Below are 24070 nucleotides of genomic sequence, written 5' to 3'. Positions count from 1 at the left end.
CCCCCCCAATCCCCCCAATCCCCCCCGTCACAAAATCTTCAAATAAAACCTTGCCGATTCCCCCGCCCCCAACGGTCTAGATCCCAGGAGCATCGACAGCAAACCGTCGGTGGACACAATCGCAAGACCGGTTCGCCAGGCAATACACGCGAGCGGGACTCGCCGAATTTGCTTGACGGGGATGAAAGCCAGAATGGATAAGCGCGTTCACTACAAGAAGATGCCTTCGCGACAGACGGAGCGATTCAGCAGGACGATACTCACGATCAGGCCCGTGGCCCACGCAATCGCACTGCTCGTGGCGGCGGGCGGGACAATACACAGCGCGCATGCGCAACAGGCGTTCAGCCGCGCCTGGATGGCGCAGAAGAACATGATGCAGGACACGGCCGCTGCAACCGGCCGCCTGCCCAACGGCCAGCCGGCAGCATCGCTGACCAACCCCCTCGCACAGCAGCAACGCGCCAACGAACAACTGCGGCACTCCATCGACAACCTGAATACGGCGGCGCGCGGCATCGCCGCCATGCAGGCGACGCAGGCGGCGGCACGCCAGGCTGCGATGAATGACCCATCGGTCCCCGACGGCCTGGCCGAAGGCGGCCTGAAGGTGGACACCAACAGCCTGACCGCGGGCTGGATCAATGCGCGGCGGCTGGACAAGGAAACCGGGCAGAAGGTCGTCGACGGCAGGACGCAGGTTACCGTCCAGCAGACCGCCGACAAGGCCATCCTGAACTGGGAGACGTTCAACGTCGGCAAGAACACCACCTTGCGCTTCGAGCAGCAGCCGAGCTGGGCGGTGCTCAACCGCGTCAACGATCCGCACGCGCGTCCCAGCCAGATCCAGGGGCAGATCAAGGCTGACGGCACGGTAATGATCGTCAATCGCAACGGCATCGTGTTCTCGGGCAGCAGCCAGGTCAATACGCGCAACCTGATGGCCGCCGCGGTGGGCATGACCGATTCGCAGTTCCGCAAGGGGCTCTACAGCGACGCATTGGGCGCGTCCTATGTGCCGGCGCTCGCCAACGACCTGGTCGTGGGCACTGCGACTTCCTCGCATGGCAATGCCACAGGCGACGTGGTTGTGGAAGCCGGCGCCCGGATCGAAACGCGCAAGCCGCAGTCGGTGACGGAAGGCGGCGGCTACGTCCTGCTGGCCGGGCGCGAGGCGCATAACCGCGGCACCATCGTGACGCCCGGCGGCCAGACCACGCTGGCGGCCGGCGACAGCTTCATCATCCGCAAGGGCGTAGGCACGGATGCCAACCAGGATTCGAGCACACGCGGCAACGAAGTCGATGTGCGGCGCAATGCCGGCAGCCTGGCCGGGCTCGTCAGCAACAGCGGCTGGATCCAGGCCGCGACCGGCGACATCACCCTGGCCGGCAGCAACGTGGAGCAGAAGGGCGTCGCTCTCGCGAGCACCTCGGTCAACACGCGCGGGACGCTGCACCTGAAGGCCACGGGCGACACCGGGAGCCGCGTGACACTGGCGCCCAACAGCGTCAGCGCCATCCTGCTCGACGACAGCAACGCCACGGCCCTGGACGCGCAGCGCGACACGCTGGTCAAGGATTCCGCCCGGCTCAGCGACGGCGCCTACAACCGGCGCGACCAGTCGCTCGTGAAGATCGATTCCAGCGGCGACGTCGACTTCCAGTCCGATTCCATGACGCTCGCCACCGGCGGCCAGGTGATGGTGGGAGCCGTGCGCCGCACGCGCGTGGCGGACCGCGCCGCGATCGACGTGGCCGGCGCCGTGGGCGTCAGCGTGGCGATGGAATCCAACAACGTCATGGTCAACGTGCAGGGCAACGAGCAGCGGGACTCGCCGCTCAACCGCGACAGCAAGCTGCTCAATAACGCCAATATCTGGATCGACCGCCGCACCCTGGTGCGCGTCGCCGCGGGCACCAATGGCTATGCCACCGAGCGCATGTACACGGGCGGCGGCCTGCTGGAAGTCAGCGGCTACCTGAGCACCGGCGGCCACAGCATCGGCGAATGGGCCGCGCAGGGCGGTACGGTGGGCTTCAGCGGCGGCGAACTGGTCACGCAGGCCGGGTCCGGCATCAACGTCTCCGGCGGTTCGCTGAACGTGCAGAGCGGCATCATCAGGCAGACCTGGCTCAAGGGAGCGGACGGGCGCCTGTATAACCTGGCCACGGCGCCCGCGGACAACCTCTACACCGGGCTGTATCGCGGCTTCGAGGACACGCACGCGCGCTGGGGCAAGAACACCACGGAATACTTCCTCAGCCCGCTGATCGCGCCGGGCGAGCGGCTGGAGAACGGCTACACGGTCGGACGCGATGCCGGGCGGGTGGTCGTGGGCACGCGGTCGGCCGTGCTGGAGGGCAATATCGACGCCACCGTATTCCAGGGCGACCGCCAGCGCAATGCGCCCGACAGCGGCCTGGACGGCTACAAGCAATCCCAGGCCGCCGCACCGCGTGCCGGTCAGTTGATCATCGGCCAGCTCATGCCGGTCTACGACAGCAAGGGCGGTACGCTGCGCGACAGTCCGCAAGCCGTGGCGAAGCAGGTGGATATCGGCGCCGTGCAACGCATCGCGTCCGGGCTGGCCCTGACGGATGCGCTGCCGCAAGACCTGCAAGGCAAGATCCGGGTGGATGCCGGCTGGCTCAACGGGCTTGGCCTGGGCGCACTGAGCGTCTATGCCATGGATGGCATCGCAGTGAGCAGCGACGTGCAGGTGGCATCGGGCGGCAGCATCGCGCTGCATGCCACGCAGGTTGATGTCAAGGCGGGCCTCATGGCGCGCGGCGGTGGCATCGCGCTGGGCAACATGATCAACCGGTTCACGAGCGACGCCGGCGGCGGCTGGCTGGATGTCCCGGTAGCCGTGCCGACGGAAAAGGGCTATGTGCCGGGTGTCACGGTCGGACCGGGCGTCAAGCTGGACGCGCGCGGCCTGTGGACCAATCTCAAGCAGGATCCCGCCGATATCCACGGGCTGCCGTACGCGAACGGCGGCACGGTCACGATCAGCAGCAGCGGCGATGTCGCGCTCGGCGCGGGCAGCCTGGCCGACGTGTCCTCGGGCGCGGCGCTGCTGCCGGGCGGCAAGCTCCAGGGCGGGCGCGGCGGCAGCATCACCTTGATGTCCAACCAGAACGATACCGCTGGCAAGGGCTCCGGCGCCTTGCGGATGGATGGCGAGCTGCGCGGCCACGGCGTCAGGGGCGGCGGCACGCTCACCATCGATACCGGCATCGGCGTTGCCGTCGGCGGCGGCTTGCTGGCCGACAGCGGCTTGCTGCCGGCGGGTGAATCGGTGTCGGTCAACCTGACCCTGGCGCAGGCCGTCACCCTGGCTGCCGGGACGGTGCTCGCCAGCGATTTCACGTTCGCGTCCGATATCGTCGCGCCAGGGCAGGCGATGGCCGGCAACCCGGGCTTCAGCACGTCACGCCCGTACACCCTGAAGGCAGCATGGACCGTGCCGCGCGGGACCAACGGTACTTTCTCCATTCAGGACACCAAGGGCAACTTCTACTCCAACGGTAACGTGATCCCCGCGGGTACGGTACTGAACCGCGTGTCCGGCAGCATGGCGCCGGGCTACGTGGTGCCCGCGGACGCGTTTCCGGACGGCATGCCCGTGCCGGAGTTCAACGTCACGCTGGCGGCCGGTACGCCGCTGCCAAGGCAAGTGGTGCTGGCCGAAGGCACCAGGCTGCTGGCAGGCACGAAGCTGCCGGATGCCGTGGCGGTCAAACCGTTGCTGGTGCTCGACAGCGGCTTGTTCCAGAGTGGCTTCTCGCGCTACGCCGTGGGCAGCCACCAGGGCGTGCAGGTGGCCAGGGGCGCCGCGCTGGATGTACTGATGCCGGTGCTGCGCTTTGATGTTGCCGCGGGCCACGCCCTGGCAACCGGTGCCGATCCCGCGGGGGCTCTGGAACGCTGGCTCCCCCCGCTGTGGCAGGAGGATGCGGCCAAGGCCAGACTGACGCAACGCGGCGGCGCGGACCTCGCGCTTTCCGCGGGTTCCGTCTTCACGCGGGCGCCGCTCGTCATCGGAGAGGGCGCGACCGTCAGCGTCGATCCGGGCCACGCGCTGACATTGCAGGGCAATGGCCAGATCACGATCGATGGCCGTCTCAACGCCTGGGGCGGCAACATCGCCGTGCTGCCCGGCGCGCTCGGCACCGGCAGCGACGCGGGCCGTCCCAACGGCATCGCCGATGCCATGTCGATCTGGATCGGCAACGGCGCCGTGCTCGATGCCGCGGGCCGCGCTGTCACCGCCGTCGATGCACGCGGGCGCGTCTATGGCCAGGTCGGCCAGGGTGGCAAGATCGAGGTTGGCGCGCGCCATGACCTCGACGCCACCCAGGTGGACGCCGCCGATGCCTTCGTCGTGGTGCGCCCCGGCGCGCGCCTGGATGCCTCCGGCACCTCGGCCGTGCTGGACCTGCCCGGCCTTGGCGCCACCACGGTGGCGACCGACGGTGGCGTCATTGCGCTGAGTTCCTACCGCGGGCTGTTCCTGGACGGCAGCCTGCGCGCGGCCTCCGGCGGCCACGGCGCTGCCGGCGGCACGCTGGCGCTGAGCCTGGAGACGCCCAATTACGGCCCGGTGGCCAACCTGACCGAGAAGGGCGCCGGGGTCGAAGACGCGGTGCGCCTGCCGCGCGAACTGGTGCTGGCGCAAGCGCAGGGCGGCAGTGCCCTGGCGGACGGCTTGCAAGCCGGAGACCGCGGGGCGGCCCTCGCTTACGGTACCGCGCGCATCGGCGTGGACCGCATCGATGCCGGCGGCTTCGGCAATGTGGCGCTGCTGGCCAACGGGCTCATCAGCTTCGACGGCAATGTGAACTTGGCACTGGCGCAGAGCCTGCGCCTGACGGCCAGCGCCATCGGCCTCGCGGAGCATGCCGGCGCCGCCTCCGCGGTCAGCCTGGCCGCGCCCTATGTGCGCCTGGCCGGCGTTTCCCGCGGCCAGCTCGACAACAGCATCATGCCGAACCCCGCAAGGCTCCCGGCGAGGGTGGCGCCGGTGGCGCAAGGGTCCGCGCTGCGGGTCGAGGCGGACTTGCTGGACGTGGCCGGCACGGTCAGTGCCGGCGTGCGCGGCACCATCAATCGCAACGCGGACACGCCGCTGGAGGTGGAGCGCAACGGCTTCGACGACATGACGCTGCGCAGCCGCGGCGATATCCGCATGTACCGCGCGGCATCCCTGACCGTGCCGGGCAACCTGACGCTGGCGGCCGCGCAGATCTATCCGGGCATGGGCGACAGCGGCACGGTGGTGGTCGGGCAGCGCAACTATGTGAACGAGTGGGGCACTCTGCTGCGCGAGTTCGACCCCGCGCGCCATCTCGATATCCAGCGCGTGGGCGATACGCTGCCGCAGGCGCCGTACTCCGTCTTCGGCCGGCTCAGCTTGAGCGCGGCCACGGTGAACCAGGGCGGCGTGCTGCGCGCGCCGCTGGGCGAGATCAATGTGGGCTCCACGGGCACGGGTACGGTCACCGGGCGGGTCAACCTGCTGCCGGGCAGCGTCACCTCGGTGAGCGCCAGCGGGCTGGTCATGCCCTATGGCGGTTCGCTCGACGGGCTCAGCTATATCCATGACGGCAAGGACGTGGAGTTCAAGGGCGTGGGCAACACCCCGGCCATCACCCTGGCTGGCCATGCCATCGATGTGCGGCAAGGCGCGGTGCTGGACATGACGGGCGGCGGCACGCTGACCGGCGCGGCCTTCCTGGCCGGGCGCGGCGGCTCCGTCGATGCGCGCATGAATCCGCTGGTGCAGGTGGGCGCGCAGGGCGGCTTCACCTTGCCTGGCCTGGCGACCAACCCGGTCTACGCCATCGTGCCCGGCGCGCAGGCGGGCTACGCGCCGGTCGTCGCCGAGAAGGGGGCCAGCAACCCCTCCATCGGCCGGCAGATCACCATCGGCGCCGGCGTTCCCGGCCTGCCCGCCGGCACCTATACGCTGCTGCCTTCCACTTTTGCCTTGCTGCCGGGCGCATTCCGCGTCGAACTGAACGGCATGGCCGCGGGCGCGATGCCGGCGGGCAGCACCATTGCCATGCGCAATGGCTCGTACACCACGGCCGCGCAGATGGGCGTTGCCGGCACCGGCATCCGCAATGCCATGCCCACGCAGGTCTTCCTGATGCCGGCCGACGTGCTGCGCGCCTACTCGCAGTACAACGAGACCAGCTACGCTGCGTTCGCGCAGGCCCAGGCGGTGCGCAACGGCGTGCCGCGCGCCCTGCTGGAGCGCGATGCCAAGACGCTGCGCTTCGACTTCGCCTTGCCTGCGAGAGAGGGCTCGCTTGGCGATGCGCCTGCCTTGCGTTTCGCGGGCAGCACGCTGTACACGCCGGGCGAAGGCGGCTTCGGCGGCAGCGCGCTGATGCTCGGCAACTACGGCGTCGACTACGAAATCCTGGCCGCCGGCGCGGCGCCGACGCCGGGCTTCAAGGGCATCTCGCTGCACGCCGCGGACATCAATGCCATCGGCGCGTCGCGCATCGGCATCGGCGGCCTGCCCTCGGTCCGCTACCTCGATCCCATCACGGGCACGCCGCAGCGCGCCAACATCGCCACGTTCGACACCGGCGCCGGGAACATTGTCCTGCGCACTGGCGCTGTGCTGAAGGCCGCCGAAGTCTTCCTCGTGACCAACACCAAGGCCGGCGGCATCATGGTGGAGCAGGGGGCCGGCATCAACACGCTGGGGCAGGGCAAGGCCGCCTGGGATTCCACCCAGGGCTTCATCTACCAGCCGGATGCGCTGAGCGTGCTGGCGGTGTCCAACGGGTGGCTGGACATGCTGGCGCCGGGCTACAGCACCGATCCCGCCCGCGGCGCCGGGTTCATCGACATTGGCGCTTGCGCGCCAGGTGCGGCATGCAGCGGCGTGACGCGGCTCTACTCCGAAGGCACGATCGCCGCTTCCACGGACCAGAGCTTCAACCTGCGAGACGCGGCCCGCTATGGGACGCGCAATCTGGTGCTGTCGGTCGGGGGCGTCAACGCCGGCAGCGAAGCCTCGCTCGCGGCTGTCGCCGCGCGCAACGCGCTGCCCGCGGGCCTGACGCTGAACCAGGGCATCCTGGACCGCCTGCTGAAGGGCGACACCAGCCAGGGCGCACCGGCGCTGGAAAACCTGGTGCTGAACGTGCGCGACGCGGTGCGCTTCTACGATTCGGTGGAACTGTCCACCATCGACCCGGCCACCGGCAAGTCGTCGCTGGAACGGCTGGTGCTGGGCACGCCGGCGATCTTTGGCTATGGCAATGCCGATGCGCTGGCGCGTATTCATACCGATGTCCTGGTGTGGAACGGCTCGACCAATGCGCCGGGACTTGTGGCGGCCAATGGCGCCGGCACCGGCAGCGGCCGGCTGCAGGCAGATGCCCGGCAGATCGAATTCGGCTACGGACCGGGCAGCCGCCCCGACACCATCCACAGCCTGGACCGGCTGATCCTGGGCTTTGGCAATGTCGACCTGAACGCCAGCGAGCGCATCACCGCCAACCACAGGGGCTCGCTCGCGGTCTACCAGTCGCAAGGCGCATGGGACGACACGCGCAAGGGCCACGCCTATAGCGGCGGCAATCTCCGTCTCAACACGCCGCTGCTGACCGGCCACGCCGGATCGGTGAACAAGATCACCGCGGGCGGCGACATCCGCGTGGCGGCGCCCGCCGGTGCGGCCCCGCTCGCACCGACAGGCAAGACCCTTGCCGACGCGCTGGGTGCGGAGATCGCCCTCGATGGCGGCAGCGTGACGCTGGACAGCACGGTCTTGCTGCCCAGCGGCAAGCTCACCGTGTCCGCCGAGCGCGACGTGGTGCTGGGCGATGGCGCAAGGCTCGACCTGGCCGGCCGCAAGATCGACTTCTACGACGTCAGCAAATACAGCTGGGGCGGCGATGTCGTGCTGGAAAGCCGCAACGGCGACGTGCGCCAGTCGGCCGGATCCCGCATCGACCTCTCCGCCGTGGAGAACCGCGCCGGCAAGCTGACCGCGCTTGCGCTGGGCGCGGGGGCGGGCACCGTCGATCTGGGTGGCAGCATCCTGGGCGGCAGCAGTGGCCACTACGATGCCGGCGGCACGCTGGTGCCGTTCGCGGCCGGCGGCGCGGATATCCGCGGCCAGCATATCGCCGGCTTCACCGGACTGAACCAGCGCCTTAACGACGGCAAGCTCTTCGGCAGCCGCAGCTTCCAGCTCAAACAGGGCGACCTGACGGTGGGCAGTGAAATCAAGGCCCGCGAAGTCAGCGTATCGGTGGACGGCGGCAAGCTCACCGTGGCCGGCACCATCGATGCCAGTGGCGAGCAGGTCGGCAGCATCCGCCTGGCGGGGCGCCAAGGCGTCACCATTGCAGGCGGCGCGGTGCTCGACGCCCACGGCACGGTGCTGCGCGTGGACAGCTATGGCCAGATCATCGAAGCGCCCAACCGCGCGACCATCGAGATCAACGCCGGCACCGGCCGGCTCACCCTGGAAAGCGGCGCGCGCATGGACCTGCGCGCCGGCGCCAACGCGCAGACGCTCGGCACGGTAGACCTCAATGCCCGGCGCCTGGGTGGCGCGACCGGCAACGATATCGACATCGACGCCAGCGGCGCGGTGCGCATCGACGGTGCCCGGTCGATCTCCGTCAATGGCTTCTGGACGTACAGGGACGCGGACGCCGGGACCGACCTGGCGGCGGATGGCCGTCCCTACCAGGTGATCGACCAGGCCTACCTGGACCGCAAGCACGACGACAGCCTGAAGTTCATGGGCAAGGCGCTGGCCAACGGCGACCTGATGAACCGCAAGCTCGCCGGCCTGCGCGGCTATGCGGACGCCTTCCACCTGCGTCCCGGCGTGGAGATCGTCAGCGCCACGCCCGATGGCGACCTGCATATCGATGGCGACATCGACCTGTCGCGCTACCGCTACGCCAGTGTCAATCCGCACACGCAGCAGACCGGCGTCTACGGCTCGGGAGAATCCGGCGCGCTGGTGCTGCGCGCGGGCGGCAAGCTCAATGTCTACGGCAGCCTGACCGATGGCTTCGATGCCTCGGTGCTGCCAGTCACGCCGGACGACCAGGGCTGGGTACTGGTGAAGGGGCGCGTGCCCTGGGGCGGCGATGTGGTGGTGCCGCACGGCGATCTGGTGACATTGGCGGAAAACACCTTCTTCCAGTCGGGCCGCACGCTCAACTACGATTTGCCGATGAAGGCCATGAGCCTGCGGGCCGGCACGGTGCTGGCGGCACGCGCCACGCTGGCGGCGGACCTGGTGCTGCCGGCGGGCAGCGTGCTGGGCGGCGCCGTGCGCGACGCGCAGGGCAATGTCATCCATGCCGCCGGCACGGTGCTGGCCAGGGACGTGTCGCTGGCCGGCGGCATGCAGCTCGATGCCGGCAACCGCCTGCCGGTCGCGGCCAGCGTGGCCGCCATGACCTGGCCGGCTGGCGTACCGCTGCCGTTCCCCAATGGCACCATCAAGGACTCGGCGGATCCTGCCTTCAACGGCGTGGTCCTTGCAAGCGCGCTCACGCTGCGCAAGGGCGCGGTGGTACCGAGCGAAACCGTGGTGAAGCTGCCCGGCGACGCCACCATGGTGACGCTGCGCCCCGGCGACGCGAGCGGCAACCAGGGCCGCAACTGGGCGCTTGCGCCGATGCTGGCCGAGGGCTCGCAGTCGTGGTCGATACGGCTGGTGAGCGGCGCGGATACGGAGGCGGCGGACACGCGCGCCGTGCAGACCCGCAGCAAGCACGCGGACATGCTGCTGGCCGACACGCACTACGGGCTGATGCCGGGCAAGGCACTGGTGCCTGGGACGGGCCTGCCATCCGAGTGGGTGTGGGGTCCCGATGTCGTGGCACTCGGGTGGGGCGTGCCGGGCGAGCCCGTCGTGGGCTTTGGCGTCGGCGACGCGATCGGCGACCTGAACAACATTGACTTGGGCGAACTGGTCGTCAAGGTCAAGGACGGCACCCCCGCCGTGTACAAGGATGAGATGCTGCCGGCCCGCCAGCAGCTGTTCAGCGTGCTGCGCACCGGCACCGGCGACCTGGACCTGATCTCCGGCGGCGATTTCACCATGACATCGCCCTTCGGTGTTTATACCGCCGGGACCCAGTCCGCAAATGTGGGCACAGCCTACAACCTGCCGCGCGCCAGGGACGTGCCACTCCCCAGCGTGCAGGACGGTACGCTGCTGGGCGCGGACGGTGCGGCGTTCGTGCCGTTCGTCGACGGCGGCGGCCAGAGCATGTACCGCGCCTGGTACCCGGAGCGCGGTGGCAATGTGCTGGTGCGGGCCCAGGGCGACGTCAAGGGTGACCTGATCGGCGGCGGCACCAGCCAGCAACGCGACGATGCGATCGGCACGATCCGCCCCCACTACGACAACAGCGCCGTAGGCAACTGGCTGTGGCGCCAGGGTACGGGCAGCGCCGTGGCGGGCAGCGAAGGCGTGCCTACCGCCTGGTGGGTCAACTTTGGCAGCTATGTCGCCGGCCCACGCACGGCTTTCGATCTGTTCGGGAGCGCGCCGTTCCTGGTCGGGTTCACCGGCATCGGCACGCTCGGTGGCGGCAACCTGGTGCTGGAGACCGGCGGCGACGCCGGCATGCTGTCGCCGCGCATGGATGCGGCCGGCGTCTATCTGTCGCGCAGCCAGGGCCTGAACCTGGCCGTTGCCAGCACGGGCCGGGTCTCGGCCGATGGCAGGCAGCTCACGCTGACCGGCGGTGGCGACCTGGACATCCGCATCGGCGGTGGCCTGAATCCCGTGGCGGAAGTGCGCGCCTTCGCGACCCCTTCCGGCGAAATTACCCCGCTGACCCGCTACCAGGGCGTGCGCAGCGACCTCAACAGCACCTTCGTCAACCTGCGCGGCGCGTTGCGCGTGGAAGCCGGCTCGGTGGGTGGCATCGAGTTGCGCTTCGACCGCGCCGACCCGGAAGAGTCGCGTGCCTACGACGTGTACAAGGCCACGTCGTCCATCGCCGGCGGCGGGCCGGTGCTGGTGCCGGGCGACGCCGGCGTGCGTATCGATACGCGAGGCGACCTGGTGCTGGGCGGGGTCGGCGACGCTGGCCGGGTGAGGTTGAACAACAATGGCACGCCCTTTACCACCAACGGCATCCGCTACAACGGCGAGGGCTGGACCTGGTTCTCGCTGTGGACACCGGCCACCGGCATCGACCTGTTCAGCGCGGGCGGCAATATGACGCCGTCCACCGCCGCGGCGGATGACCGGGGCGCCGGCAACCACTCGGCCACCGACGGGCGCTTCGTCATGCCGTCGATGCTGCGCGCGGTGGCGGCCGGCGGCAGTCTCTACTACGGCAACGCAAGCACCGGCGCCATTGACGGCACGAACAAGCCGGTACAGTCCGCCACCGGGGTGATACTCGCACCGTCGCCGGTGGGTCCGCAGTATGCCCGCACCGGCGCGGGCCAGCTGGAGCTGCTGGCGGCCGATTCCATCTATGCCGCCGGCTATGCGGTCACGCAGTCGGGCGCCGACCCCAGGGCCTTGCCCAACCCGTTCAATCCCGCCTTCGTGGGCAGCACCGAGAAGATCCACTACGGCACGGTGAAGGTCAGCAACATCAGCCCGGACGCGTTGCCGTCCAGCGCGTTCCTGGCGAACATGACGGCCGCGGGCGGCGGCCAGGTCTACCCGCTGTTCAGCCTCACGTCGCCGACAGCCTCCGGCTATGCGGCCGAAGGCCGCCAGCCGGCCCGCTTCTACGCGGTGGAGGGCGACATCATCGGCCTGCGCACCGGGACGATCGTCTATCGCGGGAATAACCTTGGCGCACCGGGCAAGTACAGCACCTGGTATGAAGGCGGAGGGCCGGTGGCGATTCGCGCGGGACGCGATCTCGTCAATGCCGGGACCTCGCTGGGCGAGTACGAACTGGCGCCGGACGGGGCGCTCGGATGGTACATGCCGCCCCGCCGCGGAGACGGCACGTTCGCTGAAAAACCCACCGCGATCGAGTCCGGGAGCGCGCGCGGCAACCTGATCGTGCACGACAACGCGGACGATGTATCGGTGGTCTCCGCCGGCCGCGACATCCGCTACAGCAGCTTCTACGTGGCCGGCCCCGGCTTGCTGGAAGTCACCGCCGGGCGCGACCTGTACATGGCCGACCAGGCTGAGCTCAAGAGCATCGGGCCGGTCGCCGCCAACGTGACGCCGGGCGGCCGCGGCAGCGGCGCCGGCATTGCGGTGGCCGTGGGCGTGGGGCGCAACGGGCCGGACTTCAACGCCTTCGCCGCGCGCTACCTGGACCCGGCCAACCTGGCCGATCCGGGCCGGGCGTTCGCTGCTCAGCCGGGCAAGGCGGTGACCATCTACAGCGGTGAGCTGAAGCTGATTGACTGGCTGCGCGCGCAGTTCGGCTACGCCGGCGACGAGGCTGGCGCGCCAGCCTGGCTGCAAGGCAAGCAGGCGGAACTCGACCGCGCACGCCAGCAAACGGCGGCCAGCGGCGAGCCCGCCACCAGGCGCGACCTGCAGCGCGAGTACGGGCTGGCCGGCCAGCTGCACCTGGTCAACTGGCTGCGCGAGCGCTTCGGCGGCCACAACGGCCTGGGCCTGCATTTCGACCCGGCAAGCATGGACGCGCGGCGGTTCTTCGCGGCGCTGCCGCCCGAGCAGCAGCGCGCCTACCTGCGCAATGTGTACTACGCTGAGCTCAAGGCATCCGGCCGCGAATTCAACCAGGCGGGCGGCCCGCGCGAAGGCAGCTACCTGCGCGGCCGCGAAGCTATCGGCACGCTGTTTCCGACGCATGACGCGCAAGGCAACGCGCTAGCCTACCAGGGCGACCTGACCATGTTCAGCAGCGCCAACTACTACGCCGATCCGACCTATGCCCCCGCGACCAAGCGGCCGCTCAAGGGCGTCACCTACCTGCGGCGCGACGAGCACGACGCGGCAGGCAGGCCTGCCACCATCGGGGTGTACGACCTGCTGGACGCCGGCATCCATACCGATTTTGGCGGCGACGTCAACATCATGACGCCGGGTGGCCGCACGCTGGTCGGCGTGGACGGCGGCTTCGTCCCCGGCGAAGGCTCGGGCGTGCTGACGCAGGGGGCGGGCGAGATCCAGATCTACGCCAACGGCAGCATCCTGCTGGGGCAGAGCCGCATTTTCACCACCTTCGGAGGCAACATCCTGGCGTGGTCGGCGCAGGGCGATATCAACGCCGGGCGCGGCTCCAAGTCCACCGTGGTCTACACGCCGCAGCGGCGCGTGTACGACAGCATCGGCCTGGTCACCCTGTCGCCCACCACGCCAAACACCGGCGCGGGCATTGCCACGCTCAACCCGATCCCGGAGGTGCCGCCGGGCGACATCGACCTGATCGCGCCGCTGGGCACCATCGACGCGGGCGAAGCCGGCATCCGCGTGTCCGGCAACGTCAACCTGGCAGCGCTGCGGGTGGTCAACGCCGAGAACATCCAGGTGCAGGGCAAGGCGACCGGCGTTCCCGTGCTGGCCTCAGTGAACGTCGGCGCGCTGAGCAACGCCAGCGCGGTGGCATCGCAGGCGGTCAGCGCCGCGCAGGACGCGATGCAGCGCGAGCGCACCGCGGCGCGCCAGGGCTTGCCGTCGATCTTCACCGTGCGCGTGCTCGGCTTTGGGACGGATGGGGACGATGCCACGCCCAAGGCCAGGGAAGGGGCCAGGGCAGCGCCGGCCAGCTACGACCCCAACGGGGTGGTGCAGGTGCTGGGCCAGATGGAGCTGAGCGAAGCGCAGCTCAGCCAGCTGACCGCCACGGAGCGCCGCAATCTCCAGCGTTGAAGCGGAGCGGGGCCCATCCGGATGTGGTGCGCGGGTGGGCCTCGATATGGCCGGGGACACAGGGATGGAGCGACTCGCGCATAGCGCTGCCGCGGGAGGCGGGCCATTGCCCGGCCTGCTCTGGCGCAGGCCGTGGTGGGCGTGGCAAGCCTTGTCCTTCTGCATGGCGACCCTGGCCGCGCCGACGTTCCTCACCATCGGCGTCCTGCTGATGCGCGACGCCCGCAGCGATCATCCGTTCTTCTGGCCGTCGCTGATGGTCATCGTGGCGCTCGCCAATGCCGTGGCGATCCTGCGGATCAACCAGTTGCATCGGCGGGCCGCCTTCACACGGCGCAGGATGCTGGCCGTGCGTTACTTGTCTTGCGGCATGTCGGCCGGCTGCGCCATGTTCCTGATCCTGGGCTGGAGCACGGGCGCGCTGCCGGAAATGGTGGCGCCGGTGGTGGGCACGGCCGATGCCTCCGCGCCCGGGATCGAGGTGGCGCTGTGGAGCACAGGCATTGCCCTCGCGTTCGGCATCGCTTCGTTCGCGCATGCTGGTGTCCTGCATGCCTGGATAGGCTTTCGCCATGCGCCTCGGCACGGTGCCTAGACAGCGGTCTTGCGCACGACAGGCCGGGTGAAGATCAGAGCCGTTTCCGTGCCTGCGGTGTCTGGGTCGTACAGATCCCAGTCCAGCCCGCACAGCGAGAATCCCAGCGCACGGTAAAAGCCGATGGCGGGATAGTTCGTATTCTGCGTTTCCGCGCGCAGGCAGCGGGCTGGCGTAGCTTGCAGCAGGCGGTTGATTTCCCCGAGCAGCACGCGGCCGATGCCGGTGCCGCGAAATGACGGGGCGACGAAGATCGCGCTCAGCATGGCCGACCGGTTCCATGGCTCGAGCTTGACGGTGGCAAAGCCGCGGATGACGCCGTTGGCGCTTTCGAAGACCAGCGCGTGATCCGCCCGCGCGCAATCCTGCTCGAAGCCCGACGCGTCGTAGTGGTTGAGTACGGGCTGCCCCAGGACTTGTTCCACCAGCCAGATGCCGAGCGGGCCGCTTCTTACCGCGTAGATGCGATCGGTCCGGTAGCTGGTGTCGAGATTCAGGATGCCGGCGCCGTCGCGTGTCCAGTCGATCGATCTGATAGTCATGCGGGTGGTACGGTCAAACACGGTCCGTGCCGGCCCGGCGGGCCGGCGGCAGGCAATGGCCTCGCGGTGGTCAGCCGCGGCGGTGCGTGAGCCGGTGCCACCAGTACTGGAGGGGGTGGGTGTGCGTGGGGTAGACCACCGACTTGCGGAAGAAAACTGCCCTTACGGCAAACACATAGAGCAGCAGGACGGCTAAAGTCAGCACGATCGAGGCAATCATGGCGCGCTCCTGTGGCAATGAACTGGCCCGCTTTCCATTCTAGGCCGTGCGCGCCTGTCGCGCCTCGGGCTCGGGCAAAGCGTGGCCAATGTGGCTTACGCGCCAGTCCGGCGGCCCGCCGGCGCCATTCAGCGCGTGCGCAGCAGTGCTTCGATTTCCTCCGCGGCGCGCCTGAGGGGCGGCAGGTGGTGGCGCAGCAGGTGCGCCGCGTCGCGGCTGCCCAGCACCATGCTGAAGCCCAGCCCGGCCACCACCTTGCCGGAGGCCGCACGCAGCGGCACCGAGATGCCCGCGTAGCCGTCCACCAGTTCGCTGACCAGCGTGCAGTAGCCATCGCTGCGTACCTGCCTGAGCGTGCGCGCCAGCGCCGTGCGCGAACTGACCGTGAACGGCGTGAGCTTGCGCAATTGCGCCGTCGCGAGATAGGCATCGAGCGCCGCGTCGTCCAGCCCCGCCAGCAGCACGCGGCCGAGCGAGTGCGCGTATGCCGGCATGCGGCGGCCAACTCCCATGTCGACGCGCAGCATCTGCTGCGGCTCCTCGCGGGCCACCAGCGTCACCGATTCGCCGTCGAGCACGCCCAGCGAACACGTCTCCCCGGCTTCCACCGCGAGCGCCTTCAGGTAGGGCCCGGCCAGCCGCGGCAGGTCCATCGAGGCAAAGTAGGCAAAGCCCAGGTCCATCACGCGCGGCGTGATGGAAAAGTCGCGGCCGTCCTGCGCCACGTATCCGTTGTGCTGCAGCGTCAGCAACAGGCGCCGCGCGGCTGCCCGGGTGACGTCGAGTTGCTCCGCCACTTCCTGCATGGTGAGGCTGCCCGTGCCGGAGGCGAACAGCCGGAGCAGCGCCAGGCCGTTGGTCAGCGAATCGAGCAGCTCTTCCTTTTTTTGCGGGTTTGCGTGGGGGGCGTCGGGGCTGATCATGGAATGGCGAGAACGAAATAGCGGGATTTTAGTGCGCTAAGCGCACTTGCGCGAAGCCGGCATGACTCCGTATGATATGCGTTTTGCGAACAAATGTTCGCAAAACGCGGTCCGACTCACAACGAGAGACGACCGGCAAGAAGAACACGATGGAGACAGCCTTGAAGGTGATCAGCGCGCAGCAGGCTGCTGCGCTCGTGCAATCCCAGTGGACCGTGGCCAGTGCCGGCTTCGTGGGGGCCGGCCATGCCGAAGCGGTGACGGACGCGCTGGAGCGGCGTTTCCTGGAATCCGGCTTGCCGCGCGACCTGACGCTGGTGTATTCGGCGGGGCAGGGCGATCGCGGCGCGCGCGGGGTGAACCACTTCGGCAATGCCGGCATGACCGGCCGCATTGTCGGCGGCCACTGGCGTTCCGCCACGCGGCTGGCGGCGCTTGCCATGGCCGAGCAGTGCGAAGGCTACAACCTGCCGCAGGGCGTGCTGACGCACCTGTACCGCGCCATCGCCGGCGGCAAGCCCGGCGTGATGACCAAGATCGGCCTGCACACCTTTGTCGATCCGCGTACGGCGCAGGACAGCCGCTACCATGGCGGCGCCGTCAACCGAAGCGCGCGGCAAGCCATTGCCGAAGGCCGCGCGAACTGGGTCGAGGCGATCGATTTCCGCGGCGACGAATACCTGTTCTACCCGAGCTTTCCGATCCACTGCGCGCTGATCCGGTGCACCGCCGCCGACACCCGCGGCAACCTGAGCACGCACCGCGAGGCCTTTCACCACGAACTGCTGGCGCTGGCGCAGGCCGCCCACAACTCCGGCGGTATCGTGATCGCGCAGGTGGAATCGCTGGTGGATCACCACGACAACCTGCAGGCCATCCATGTGCCCGGCATCCTGGTCGATTACGTGGTGGTGAGCGAGGAGCCGGCGCATCACCAGATGACGTTCGCGGAGTCGTTCAATCCGGCTTACGTCACACCGTGGCAAGGCGAGGCGGCAAGCACCGCAAGCGCGCCCGCGCCGGCCGAGCCAATCGTGCTCGACGCCCGCAGTATCGTGCAGCGGCGCGCGGTGCTGGAGCTCGCGCGCCGGCAGCCGCGCGTGGTCAACCTTGGCGTCGGCATGCCGGCCGCGGTCGGCATGCTGGCGGCGCAGGCCGGCGTGGAGGGCTTCACGCTCACGGTGGAAGCCGGCCCGATCGGCGGCACGCCGGCGGACGGCCTCAGCTTCGGCGCCTCCGCGTATCCGGAAGCGGTGGTCGACCAGCCGGCGCAGTTCGATTTCTACGAGGGCGGCGGCATCGACCTGGCCATCCTCGGGCTGGCCGAGCTGGACGGGCACGGCAACGTCAACGTCAGCAAGTTCGGCGAAGGCAGCGAAGCCCTGATCGCCGGGGTCGGCGGCTTTATCAACATCACGCAGAGCGCCAGGGCGGTGGTCTTCGTCGGCACGCTCACGGCCGGCGGCCTTGAAGTGCACGCCGCAGACGGCGCCTTGCGCATCGTGCGCGAAGGCCGCGTGAAGAAGATCGTGCCGCAGGTCTCGCACCTGAGTTTCAACGGCCCTTATGTGGCCTCGCTCGGCATCCCCGTGCTCTACATCACCGAGCGCGCCGTCTTTGAGATGCGCCCCGACGCCATCGGCGCGGAGCATCTGACCCTGATCGAGATCGCGCCGGGCATCGACCTGCAGCGCGATGTGCTGGACCAGTGCGCCACTGCGGTCGCCGTGGCGCCCGACCTGCGCACCATGGATGCGCGGCTGTTCCGCCCGGGGCCGCTGAGGCTCTGAGGCCGCGGCCTGGCCGCCCGATAACAAACGGCCGGCCATGACCGGCCATGGAGGAGGCCATCGAAGCTTTGTCCTGTCTTTCCCGTTAGTTTTGCTGGATCGTCGACGCGTGCAGGCTGTGAAGCCGGCACGCGTCATTGCTGGATTACGTTTCATACTCATCATGCAGAAGACAAACCGTCGCATTTTCTCGCGCCGCCTGGGCGCGGCCATCCTGGGCGTTTCGCTGCCGCTGTGCGCGCCGCAGGCCTTCGCGCAAGCCTATCCGTCCAAGCCGATCCGCCTGGTGGTGCCGTTCCCGCCGGGCGGCCCGACCGATACCGCCGCGCGCATCATCGGCCAGAAGATGGGCGAATCGCTCAAGCAGACGGTGCTGGTGGACAACCGCCCGGGCGCTTCCGGCACGATCGGCGCGGAAGCCGTCGCCAAGAGCGCGCCGGATGGCTACACGCTGATGGTGCTGGCTACGCCCACGCTGCTGGCACCGCACCTGATCAGCCGCAAGGGCTACGACATCTTCAAGGATTTCACGCCGGTCGGCTCCGCCTACGACCTGCCCATCGTGATGGTAGTCAACCCGCAGGCCATGCCCGACGTGACCGACCTGCAGCAATACATCGCCCGCGCCAAGGCCAAGCCCGGCGCGCTCAACTACACGAGCGCCGGCAATGGCAGCTTTGGCCACCTGTCCACCGAACTGCTCAAGAGCACCGGGCATTTCGACGTGCAGCACGTGCCGTACAAGGGCAGCGCGCCGGCCATCTCCGATCTGCTGGCGGGCCAGGTGCCGATGATGTTCTCCGACATGATCGCGGCGCTGCCGCACATCAAGGCCGGCAAGCTGCGGCCCATCGCCGTGGGCTCGGCCAGGCGCGTGAGCTTCACGCCCGATGTGAAGACGGTGGCGGAGCAGGGCTTCCCCGGTTTCGAGGCAACCGCCTGGGGCGGCCTGCTGGCCCCGGCCGGCACGCCCAAGGATGTGATTGCCAGGCTGTCGGCCGAACTGAAGGCCGCGCTGGCTGATCCGGTGGTGCAGGAAAAGATGCTGGGCGCGGGCACGGTCGCGGCCTACCAGCCGCCCGAGCAACTGGCGGCGCGTATGCGTAACGACTACAAGAAGTGGGGCAAGGTGATCCAGGACAACGGCATCAAGGGTGACTGAGGCGACAGGGAGTCGTGTCCCGCAGCCGCCGGCCGGACCGGGGCGATAGGGAGGGAAAGGCCGGGCACGCGGAGTTGTCCGGCCTTTTCTTTTCACGGCGCCGCAGTCTGGGACGGCAGGGGGTTGTCCGCGCGGGGCTCGTCGTCCAGGGCCGGATGGCCGGGCAGTATCTGGTGCACGAGCGCAACCAGCGCCTGCGCCGCCGGCGAGAGCGAACGCCCGGCCAGCGAGACCAGGCCATAGGCGGCCTTGAGGTCGATGGCGGGCGTCACCTGCAGCGGCACCAGCGTGCCGCTTGCCTCCTCGGCGCTCATCATGGCCCGCGGTACCAGGCCGGCCGCATCGGTGTTGAGGATCAGCGTGCGCAGCGTGTGCATGTCGTCGCAGGTCACGGTGAGCAGTTCGCGCGCGTCTTCGCCGGCTTCGGCGTGGATGCGGCCGCGGAAGAACTCCGCCACCCGCGCCGGGATGCGCGGCCCCGCCACGGGAAACGCCAGCAGCTCGGTCAGCGCGATCGCGCCGCGCGCTGCCAGCGCATGGTCCCTGCGCACAAAGAAGCTGGTTTCGAGCGCGCGCAGCCGCTCGATGCGCAACTGGGGCTGCTCCTTCAGGCTCTGGCTTTCACCGACGAAGAAGTCCAGTTGCTCGGCTTTGAGCTTCTGCGCCATCGAGGGCGTGTCGGCGATCTCGATATCGATGCGCAGCTTTGGATAGCGTGCCAGCAGCGCCGTCAGCACCGGCTCCATCAGGAAGGCCGCGGCAAACGGCCCGAATCCCACGCGCACTTCACCCATCTCCACATCGCGCAGCAGATCGAGATCCCGCCGCAGCTCCCGGCCCTCGCGCAGCATGCGGCGCGCCCGCTCCAGCACGATGCTGCCGGAAGCCGTGGGCCGCGCCTTGCCATACCTGCGGTCCAGCAACTGGCTGCCGAACTCCGCTTCCAGGCCCTGGATGCTGCGCGACAGCGCCGGTTGCGACAGGTGCAGCACGGTGGCGGCACGCGCAAAGCTGCCTTGTTCGATCAGCGTGACGAAATGATGCAGGCGGCGCAGCCCCATGATTTTGCTTTTGATGCATGGAAAACTGAAAAATATTGCATTGGACGTATTTTCTCAAGTCGGTAAGCATGTCCCTCGCCATTAAAAGAAGATTTCAGGAGACACAGATGATTCGACGCGCTTTTCTCGCGCTGGCCCTTGGCGGCACTTCCCTCATGACCTCCCATGCGATGGCGGACGCCTATCCGGTCAAGCCGCTGCGCGTGGTGGTGCCGTACGCGGCCGGCGGCGGCAGCGACATCGTGGCGCGTGCGTTAGGCGAAAAACTGAGCAAGAAGCTCGGCCAGCCCATCATTGTGGATAACAAGGCCGGTGCCTCCGGCATCATCGGCACCGATGCGGTGGCCAAGGCGGCGCCGGATGGCTACACGCTGCTGGTCACGATCACGCAATCGGTGCTGACCAACCAGTTCCTCTACAACAGGCTGCCCTACGACCCGCGCAAGGACCTGACCCTGGTCAATGTGATCGCCGATGCGCCGCTGGTGCTGGTCACCACGCCGTCGCTGCCTGTCAGGTCGGTCAAGGAACTGGCCGATTACGGCCGCGCCCACAAGGGCAAGGTCAGCTACGCGTCCTGGGGCGTGGGCTCCTATCCGCACCTGGCTGGCGCCTACTTCAGCAAGGTCACGCACGGGGAGATGGTGCACGTGCCGTACAAGGGCGAAGCGCCCATGCTGCAGGACTTGCTGGGCGGCCAGGTGCAGTGGGCCGTGGCCAGCGTGCTGTCGGCCAAGCCTTACATCCAGAGCGGCAAGCTCAAGGCGATCGCGGTGACCGGTACGCAGCGCAGCCAGGTGCTGCCGGACCTGCCGACCTTCGCGGAAGCCGGCATGGACGACAACGCCTTCAAGGTGCTGGGCTGGATCGGCTTGCTGGCGCCGGTCGGCACGCCCGCGCCGGTGGTGGCGCGGCTGGATGAAGAGGTGCGGGCGCTGATCCAGACGCAGGACATGCAGGCGCGCTTCTCCGCGCTCGGATTGCGTCCGGTGGGCAGCACGCCTGCCCAGTCGCAGGCCATCTTCGCGCGCGAGTGGCCGGTGTGGAAGACGCTGGTGGCGGAGTCGGGCGCGAAGCTGGACTGAGCAAGAAGGCAAAAAAAAGCGGGCCGCATGCGGTCAATGCGTGCGGCCCGTTTTCAGCGGCTTAGCCGGCCAGCCGTCAGTTGCCGGCGGCGCTGCCCGGTTCGATCCTTGGCCCGGCGGCGGCGGCGTGGCTGGCGTGCGTCAGCGGCAATACCTGTGCATCCTCCTGGTGCGCCGCGGCTGCCGCGAGGCCGGGCACCAGTCCCTGCAGCGAGCCGCCGGTCAGGCCCACCTCCTTCAGCAGCGAATCGATCAGCGGCGCATGCGCGCGGTAGGACAGCGCGGCGGACATCGCCTGCTCGGCGAGGTTGCCGTTGCCATTTCCATTTCCATTCCCATTGCCGCCGCCATTGCCCGCGTCGCCGGTGCCCGCCACCGCGCCGCCGCGGTTGAGGCCGTCGACCTGGATGATCTTGATGCCGTCGATCGCCTTCATCGGCTCCACGGTCTGCTGGATCACGCCCGGCAGCGCCTGCAGCAGCGCCAGCTTGAACTTCAGGCTGGTCTGGTCCGACGACAGCGCGTTGATGGCGTCGTTGAGCGCGCGCTGTGCCTCGGCTTCGGCGAGCCCCTTCTTGCGCGCCGCCTCGGCCAGTTCGACGATGGCGGTGGCCTGCATCTGCGCCGCCTCGCGCTCGGCGCGCGCCTGCGTGGTGACGTGCACGGCCTGGGTTTCGGCCTCCTGCGCGGCTTCGATCAGGGCCACCTGCTTGGCCCGGTCGGCTTCGGCGGTGCGCCGCGTGGTCTCCACCATCTGCTCGGCCTTGACCGCTTCAGCCAGCGCCTCGTTGGCGCGGCCCTGCGCCTGCGATTGCGCTTCCGATTTGGCGGCGATCACGATGGCCTTTTCCTGCTCGGCGATTTCCGTCACCTTGGCCTGCTCGATGGCCGCCATCTGGGTAACGCGCTGCTGTTCGATCTCCTTGACCCGCACATCGCGCTCGGCCTCAACCTTGCGCGTGCGCACGGCCTGCTCGCGCTGGATCTCGGACTCCTGCACCTGGCGCTCGGCGGTGATGCGGCTTTGCTCGGCTTCCTGGCGGCGCTCCGCTTCGTAGGAGGCGATGCGCGCGTTCTGCTCGGCGGTGCGGGTTTTCACCTGCTGTTCCTGTTCGAGCTTCATGAACGATTCCTGCTGCTCGATCTCCAGCTTCTTGGCCAGCGCATCGCGGTTCTTCTCGCGCACCGAGACTTCGGTGTCCTGCTCGACTTCGTTGCGCTCCTTGCGGCGGCGCTCGGTTTCCTGCGTGAGCTTGGTCAGGCCCTCCGCGTCGAAGGCGTTGTTGGGGTCGAAGAACTCCTTCGAGGTCTGGTTGAAGTTGGTCAGCGACACGCTCTCCAGTTCCAGCCCGTTCTTGGTCAGGTCTTCGGCCACGGTGTTCTGCACCCCCTGCACGAACTGCTCGCGCGCGTCCTGCAGGTCCTGCATGCTCATCTGCGCCGCGGTGGAGCGCAGCGCATCGACGAACTTGTCGTCCACCAGCGCGCGCAGGCTCTCCGGCGCCAGCGTACGCTGGCCCAGCGTCTGGGCGGCGGTGGAGACGCCCTCCACGGTGGGTTTGACGCGCACAAAGAAGGCCACCACCACGTCGACCCGCATGCGGTCCTTGGTGATCAGGCTGTCGCGCGAGGCGCGGCTGACCTCCAGCTTGAGGGTGTTCATATTGATCGGGATGATTTCATGGAACACCGGCAGCACGATGGCGCCGCCGCTCATGATCACCTTTTGCCCGCCCAGGCCGGTGCGCACGAAGGCGCGTTCGGCGGAGGCGCGCGTGTACAGGCGCGAGAAGATCAGACCGATGATGCACAGGCCGATTACGCCGGCCAGGCCGATGACACCCCAGAAGATGATGGAATCCATATTGATTCAGACGCTCCTTGAAAACTTGGAAGAGACCGTGGAAAGACAGAGACGGGTTGGCTGGCTGCGCCCTGCGGTGCCGCTACAGCAGGTCGGGCCGCGGGTTGACGATGGCGCGATACAAGGTGCCCGATGCGCGCGCGACGATCAGTACGGTTTCACCGCGAGGAAAGCGCTGGCCCGGCTCATCCGGTTCGACCCGGATGTAATGCGGCTGGCCGTACTCGTCCACCAGGCGGGCTTCCGCCGGATTGCCGCTGGAAGCCTCGCCGACGGTGATCTGCGCCACACGCCCGACGAAGTCGAGCTCGGAAACGGCGGACGACTCGTCCTGCGGGAAGTACCGCCCCACCAGGCCGCCGGTCATGCGGACGAAGGGCAGGGCGCCCAGCGTGGCCAGCACGACCGCCACCGGCACCGGCAGCAGGTGGCCGGCCGCCGCGGCCAGCACCCATTGCAGGACCAGGCCGACGATGGCGAAGCCCGTCAGGAACAGGATCACCAGCATCAGCAGCGGCACGCGTCCCACATGCAGCCAGCCGAGGAACTGGCCGATCGCGCCCGCATCGGCCGCGCTGGCGTCGCTGTGGTCGATGGCGAAATGGGTGACGAGGAAGCTGTCGGCCTGCTGCGACAGGCCGAGGCCCAGCAGCAGGGCCAGCGCCTCCAGCACGCCGATCAATGCCATCAGGCCAATCGCCACCACGAACGGGGCATTGCCCGGCAATAACAGCTGATTCATTTGGGTTCTTTTTGTGCTGAATCGGTCGGGATCGGCGTTTGTTGTCCGGTGCTCAGGAGCGGATACCGTCGCGCCCGGCCTTCAGGCGCTCAAGCCGTTCGTTGATGCGCTGTTCCTTGTGCAGCGTTTCCAGCCGCTTCAGCAAGGAGGCGTCGGCGCCTGAACTGCCGACGCCGAGGCCGGCGACGCCCGTGGCGGCGGTCATGGCGCGGTTGAAACCTTGTTCGAGCTGCTCGGCGCGGACACCCGCGC

11 protein-coding genes and 1 pseudogene are annotated in these 24070 nt (G+C 68.7%); 5 read left to right on the top strand and 7 right to left on the bottom strand.

The annotated features are described in order from the left end of the window. Window positions 1–274 precede the first annotated feature (274 nt). A complete protein-coding gene (locus CF70_RS02040; protein ID WP_160172223.1) occupies window positions 275–13834 on the top strand; it encodes a filamentous haemagglutinin family protein in 13560 nt (4519 codons plus the stop codon). A 163-nt stretch (window positions 13835–13997) separates the two neighbouring features. Then, entirely contained in the window at window positions 13998–14429 is a 432-nt protein-coding gene (locus CF70_RS02035; RefSeq protein ID WP_051647975.1) for a hypothetical protein, read from the top strand. Here the strand turns inward: CF70_RS02035 and CF70_RS02030 are convergent. From CF70_RS02030 to CF70_RS02025, 3 genes are all read right to left on the bottom strand, one after another. Next, window positions 14426–14971, bottom strand: coding sequence for a GNAT family N-acetyltransferase (locus CF70_RS02030; protein ID WP_035859636.1), 546 nt, complete (start codon window positions 14969–14971; stop codon window positions 14426–14428). The two genes, CF70_RS02035 and CF70_RS02030, sit on opposite strands and share 4 nt — an antisense overlap. 70 nt (window positions 14972–15041) lie before the next feature. Beyond that, on the bottom strand, window positions 15042–15191 hold the full coding sequence (locus tag CF70_RS36440; RefSeq protein ID WP_160172222.1) for a hypothetical protein: 150 nt from the start codon (window positions 15189–15191) through the stop codon (window positions 15042–15044). 128 nt (window positions 15192–15319) lie between these two features. Next, window positions 15320–16114 (bottom strand): IclR family transcriptional regulator domain-containing protein, encoded by a 795-nt coding sequence (locus tag CF70_RS02025; protein WP_051647974.1) that lies wholly within the window; start codon window positions 16112–16114, stop codon window positions 15320–15322. A gap of 161 nt (window positions 16115–16275) precedes the next feature. On the opposite strand from CF70_RS02025, the gene CF70_RS02020 reads away from it, so the two are divergent. Together CF70_RS02020 and CF70_RS02015 are read left to right on the top strand one after the other, a co-directional pair. Further along, complete coding sequence (locus CF70_RS02020; RefSeq protein WP_035859634.1) at window positions 16276–17904, top strand: acyl CoA:acetate/3-ketoacid CoA transferase; 1629 nt, start codon at window positions 16276–16278, stop codon at window positions 17902–17904. Window positions 17905–18067: 163 nt separating this feature from the next. Further along, window positions 18068–19066: a Bug family tripartite tricarboxylate transporter substrate binding protein gene (locus CF70_RS02015; protein ID WP_035859631.1), complete on the top strand. Its 999-nt coding sequence runs from the start codon at window positions 18068–18070 to the stop codon at window positions 19064–19066. A gap of 92 nt (window positions 19067–19158) precedes the next feature. Here the strand turns inward: CF70_RS02015 and CF70_RS02010 are convergent, their stop codons facing one another. Further along, window positions 19159–20127 carry a LysR family transcriptional regulator gene (locus tag CF70_RS02010; protein ID WP_051647973.1) on the bottom strand — a complete coding sequence of 323 codons (969 nt, stop codon included), beginning with the start codon at window positions 20125–20127 and terminating at the stop codon, window positions 19159–19161. 107 nt (window positions 20128–20234) lie between these two features. Between CF70_RS02010 and CF70_RS02005 the strand changes: the two genes are divergently transcribed. Beyond that, window positions 20235–21212 carry a Bug family tripartite tricarboxylate transporter substrate binding protein gene (locus CF70_RS02005; RefSeq protein WP_035859629.1) on the top strand — a complete coding sequence of 326 codons (978 nt, stop codon included), beginning with the start codon at window positions 20235–20237 and terminating at the stop codon, window positions 21210–21212. Between the two features lie 76 nt (window positions 21213–21288). Here the strand turns inward: CF70_RS02005 and CF70_RS02000 are convergent, their stop codons facing one another. From CF70_RS02000 to CF70_RS01990, 3 genes and pseudogenes are all read right to left on the bottom strand, one after another. Then, on the bottom strand, window positions 21289–23076 hold the full coding sequence (locus CF70_RS02000; RefSeq protein ID WP_035859626.1) for a flotillin family protein: 1788 nt from the start codon (window positions 23074–23076) through the stop codon (window positions 21289–21291). Window positions 23077–23158: 82 nt separating this feature from the next. Further along, entirely contained in the window at window positions 23159–23818 is a 660-nt protein-coding gene (locus CF70_RS01995) for a YqiJ family protein (protein ID WP_035859623.1), read from the bottom strand. A 52-nt stretch (window positions 23819–23870) separates the two neighbouring features. Then, a pseudogene (locus CF70_RS01990) lies at window positions 23871–24070 on the bottom strand (PspA/IM30 family protein); the annotation flags it as partial.

It is taken from the genome of Cupriavidus sp. SK-3, assembly GCF_000611145.1.
GTDB lineage: Bacteria > Pseudomonadota > Gammaproteobacteria > Burkholderiales > Burkholderiaceae > Cupriavidus.
This window is presented reverse-complemented; position numbering and strand designations above follow the sequence as displayed.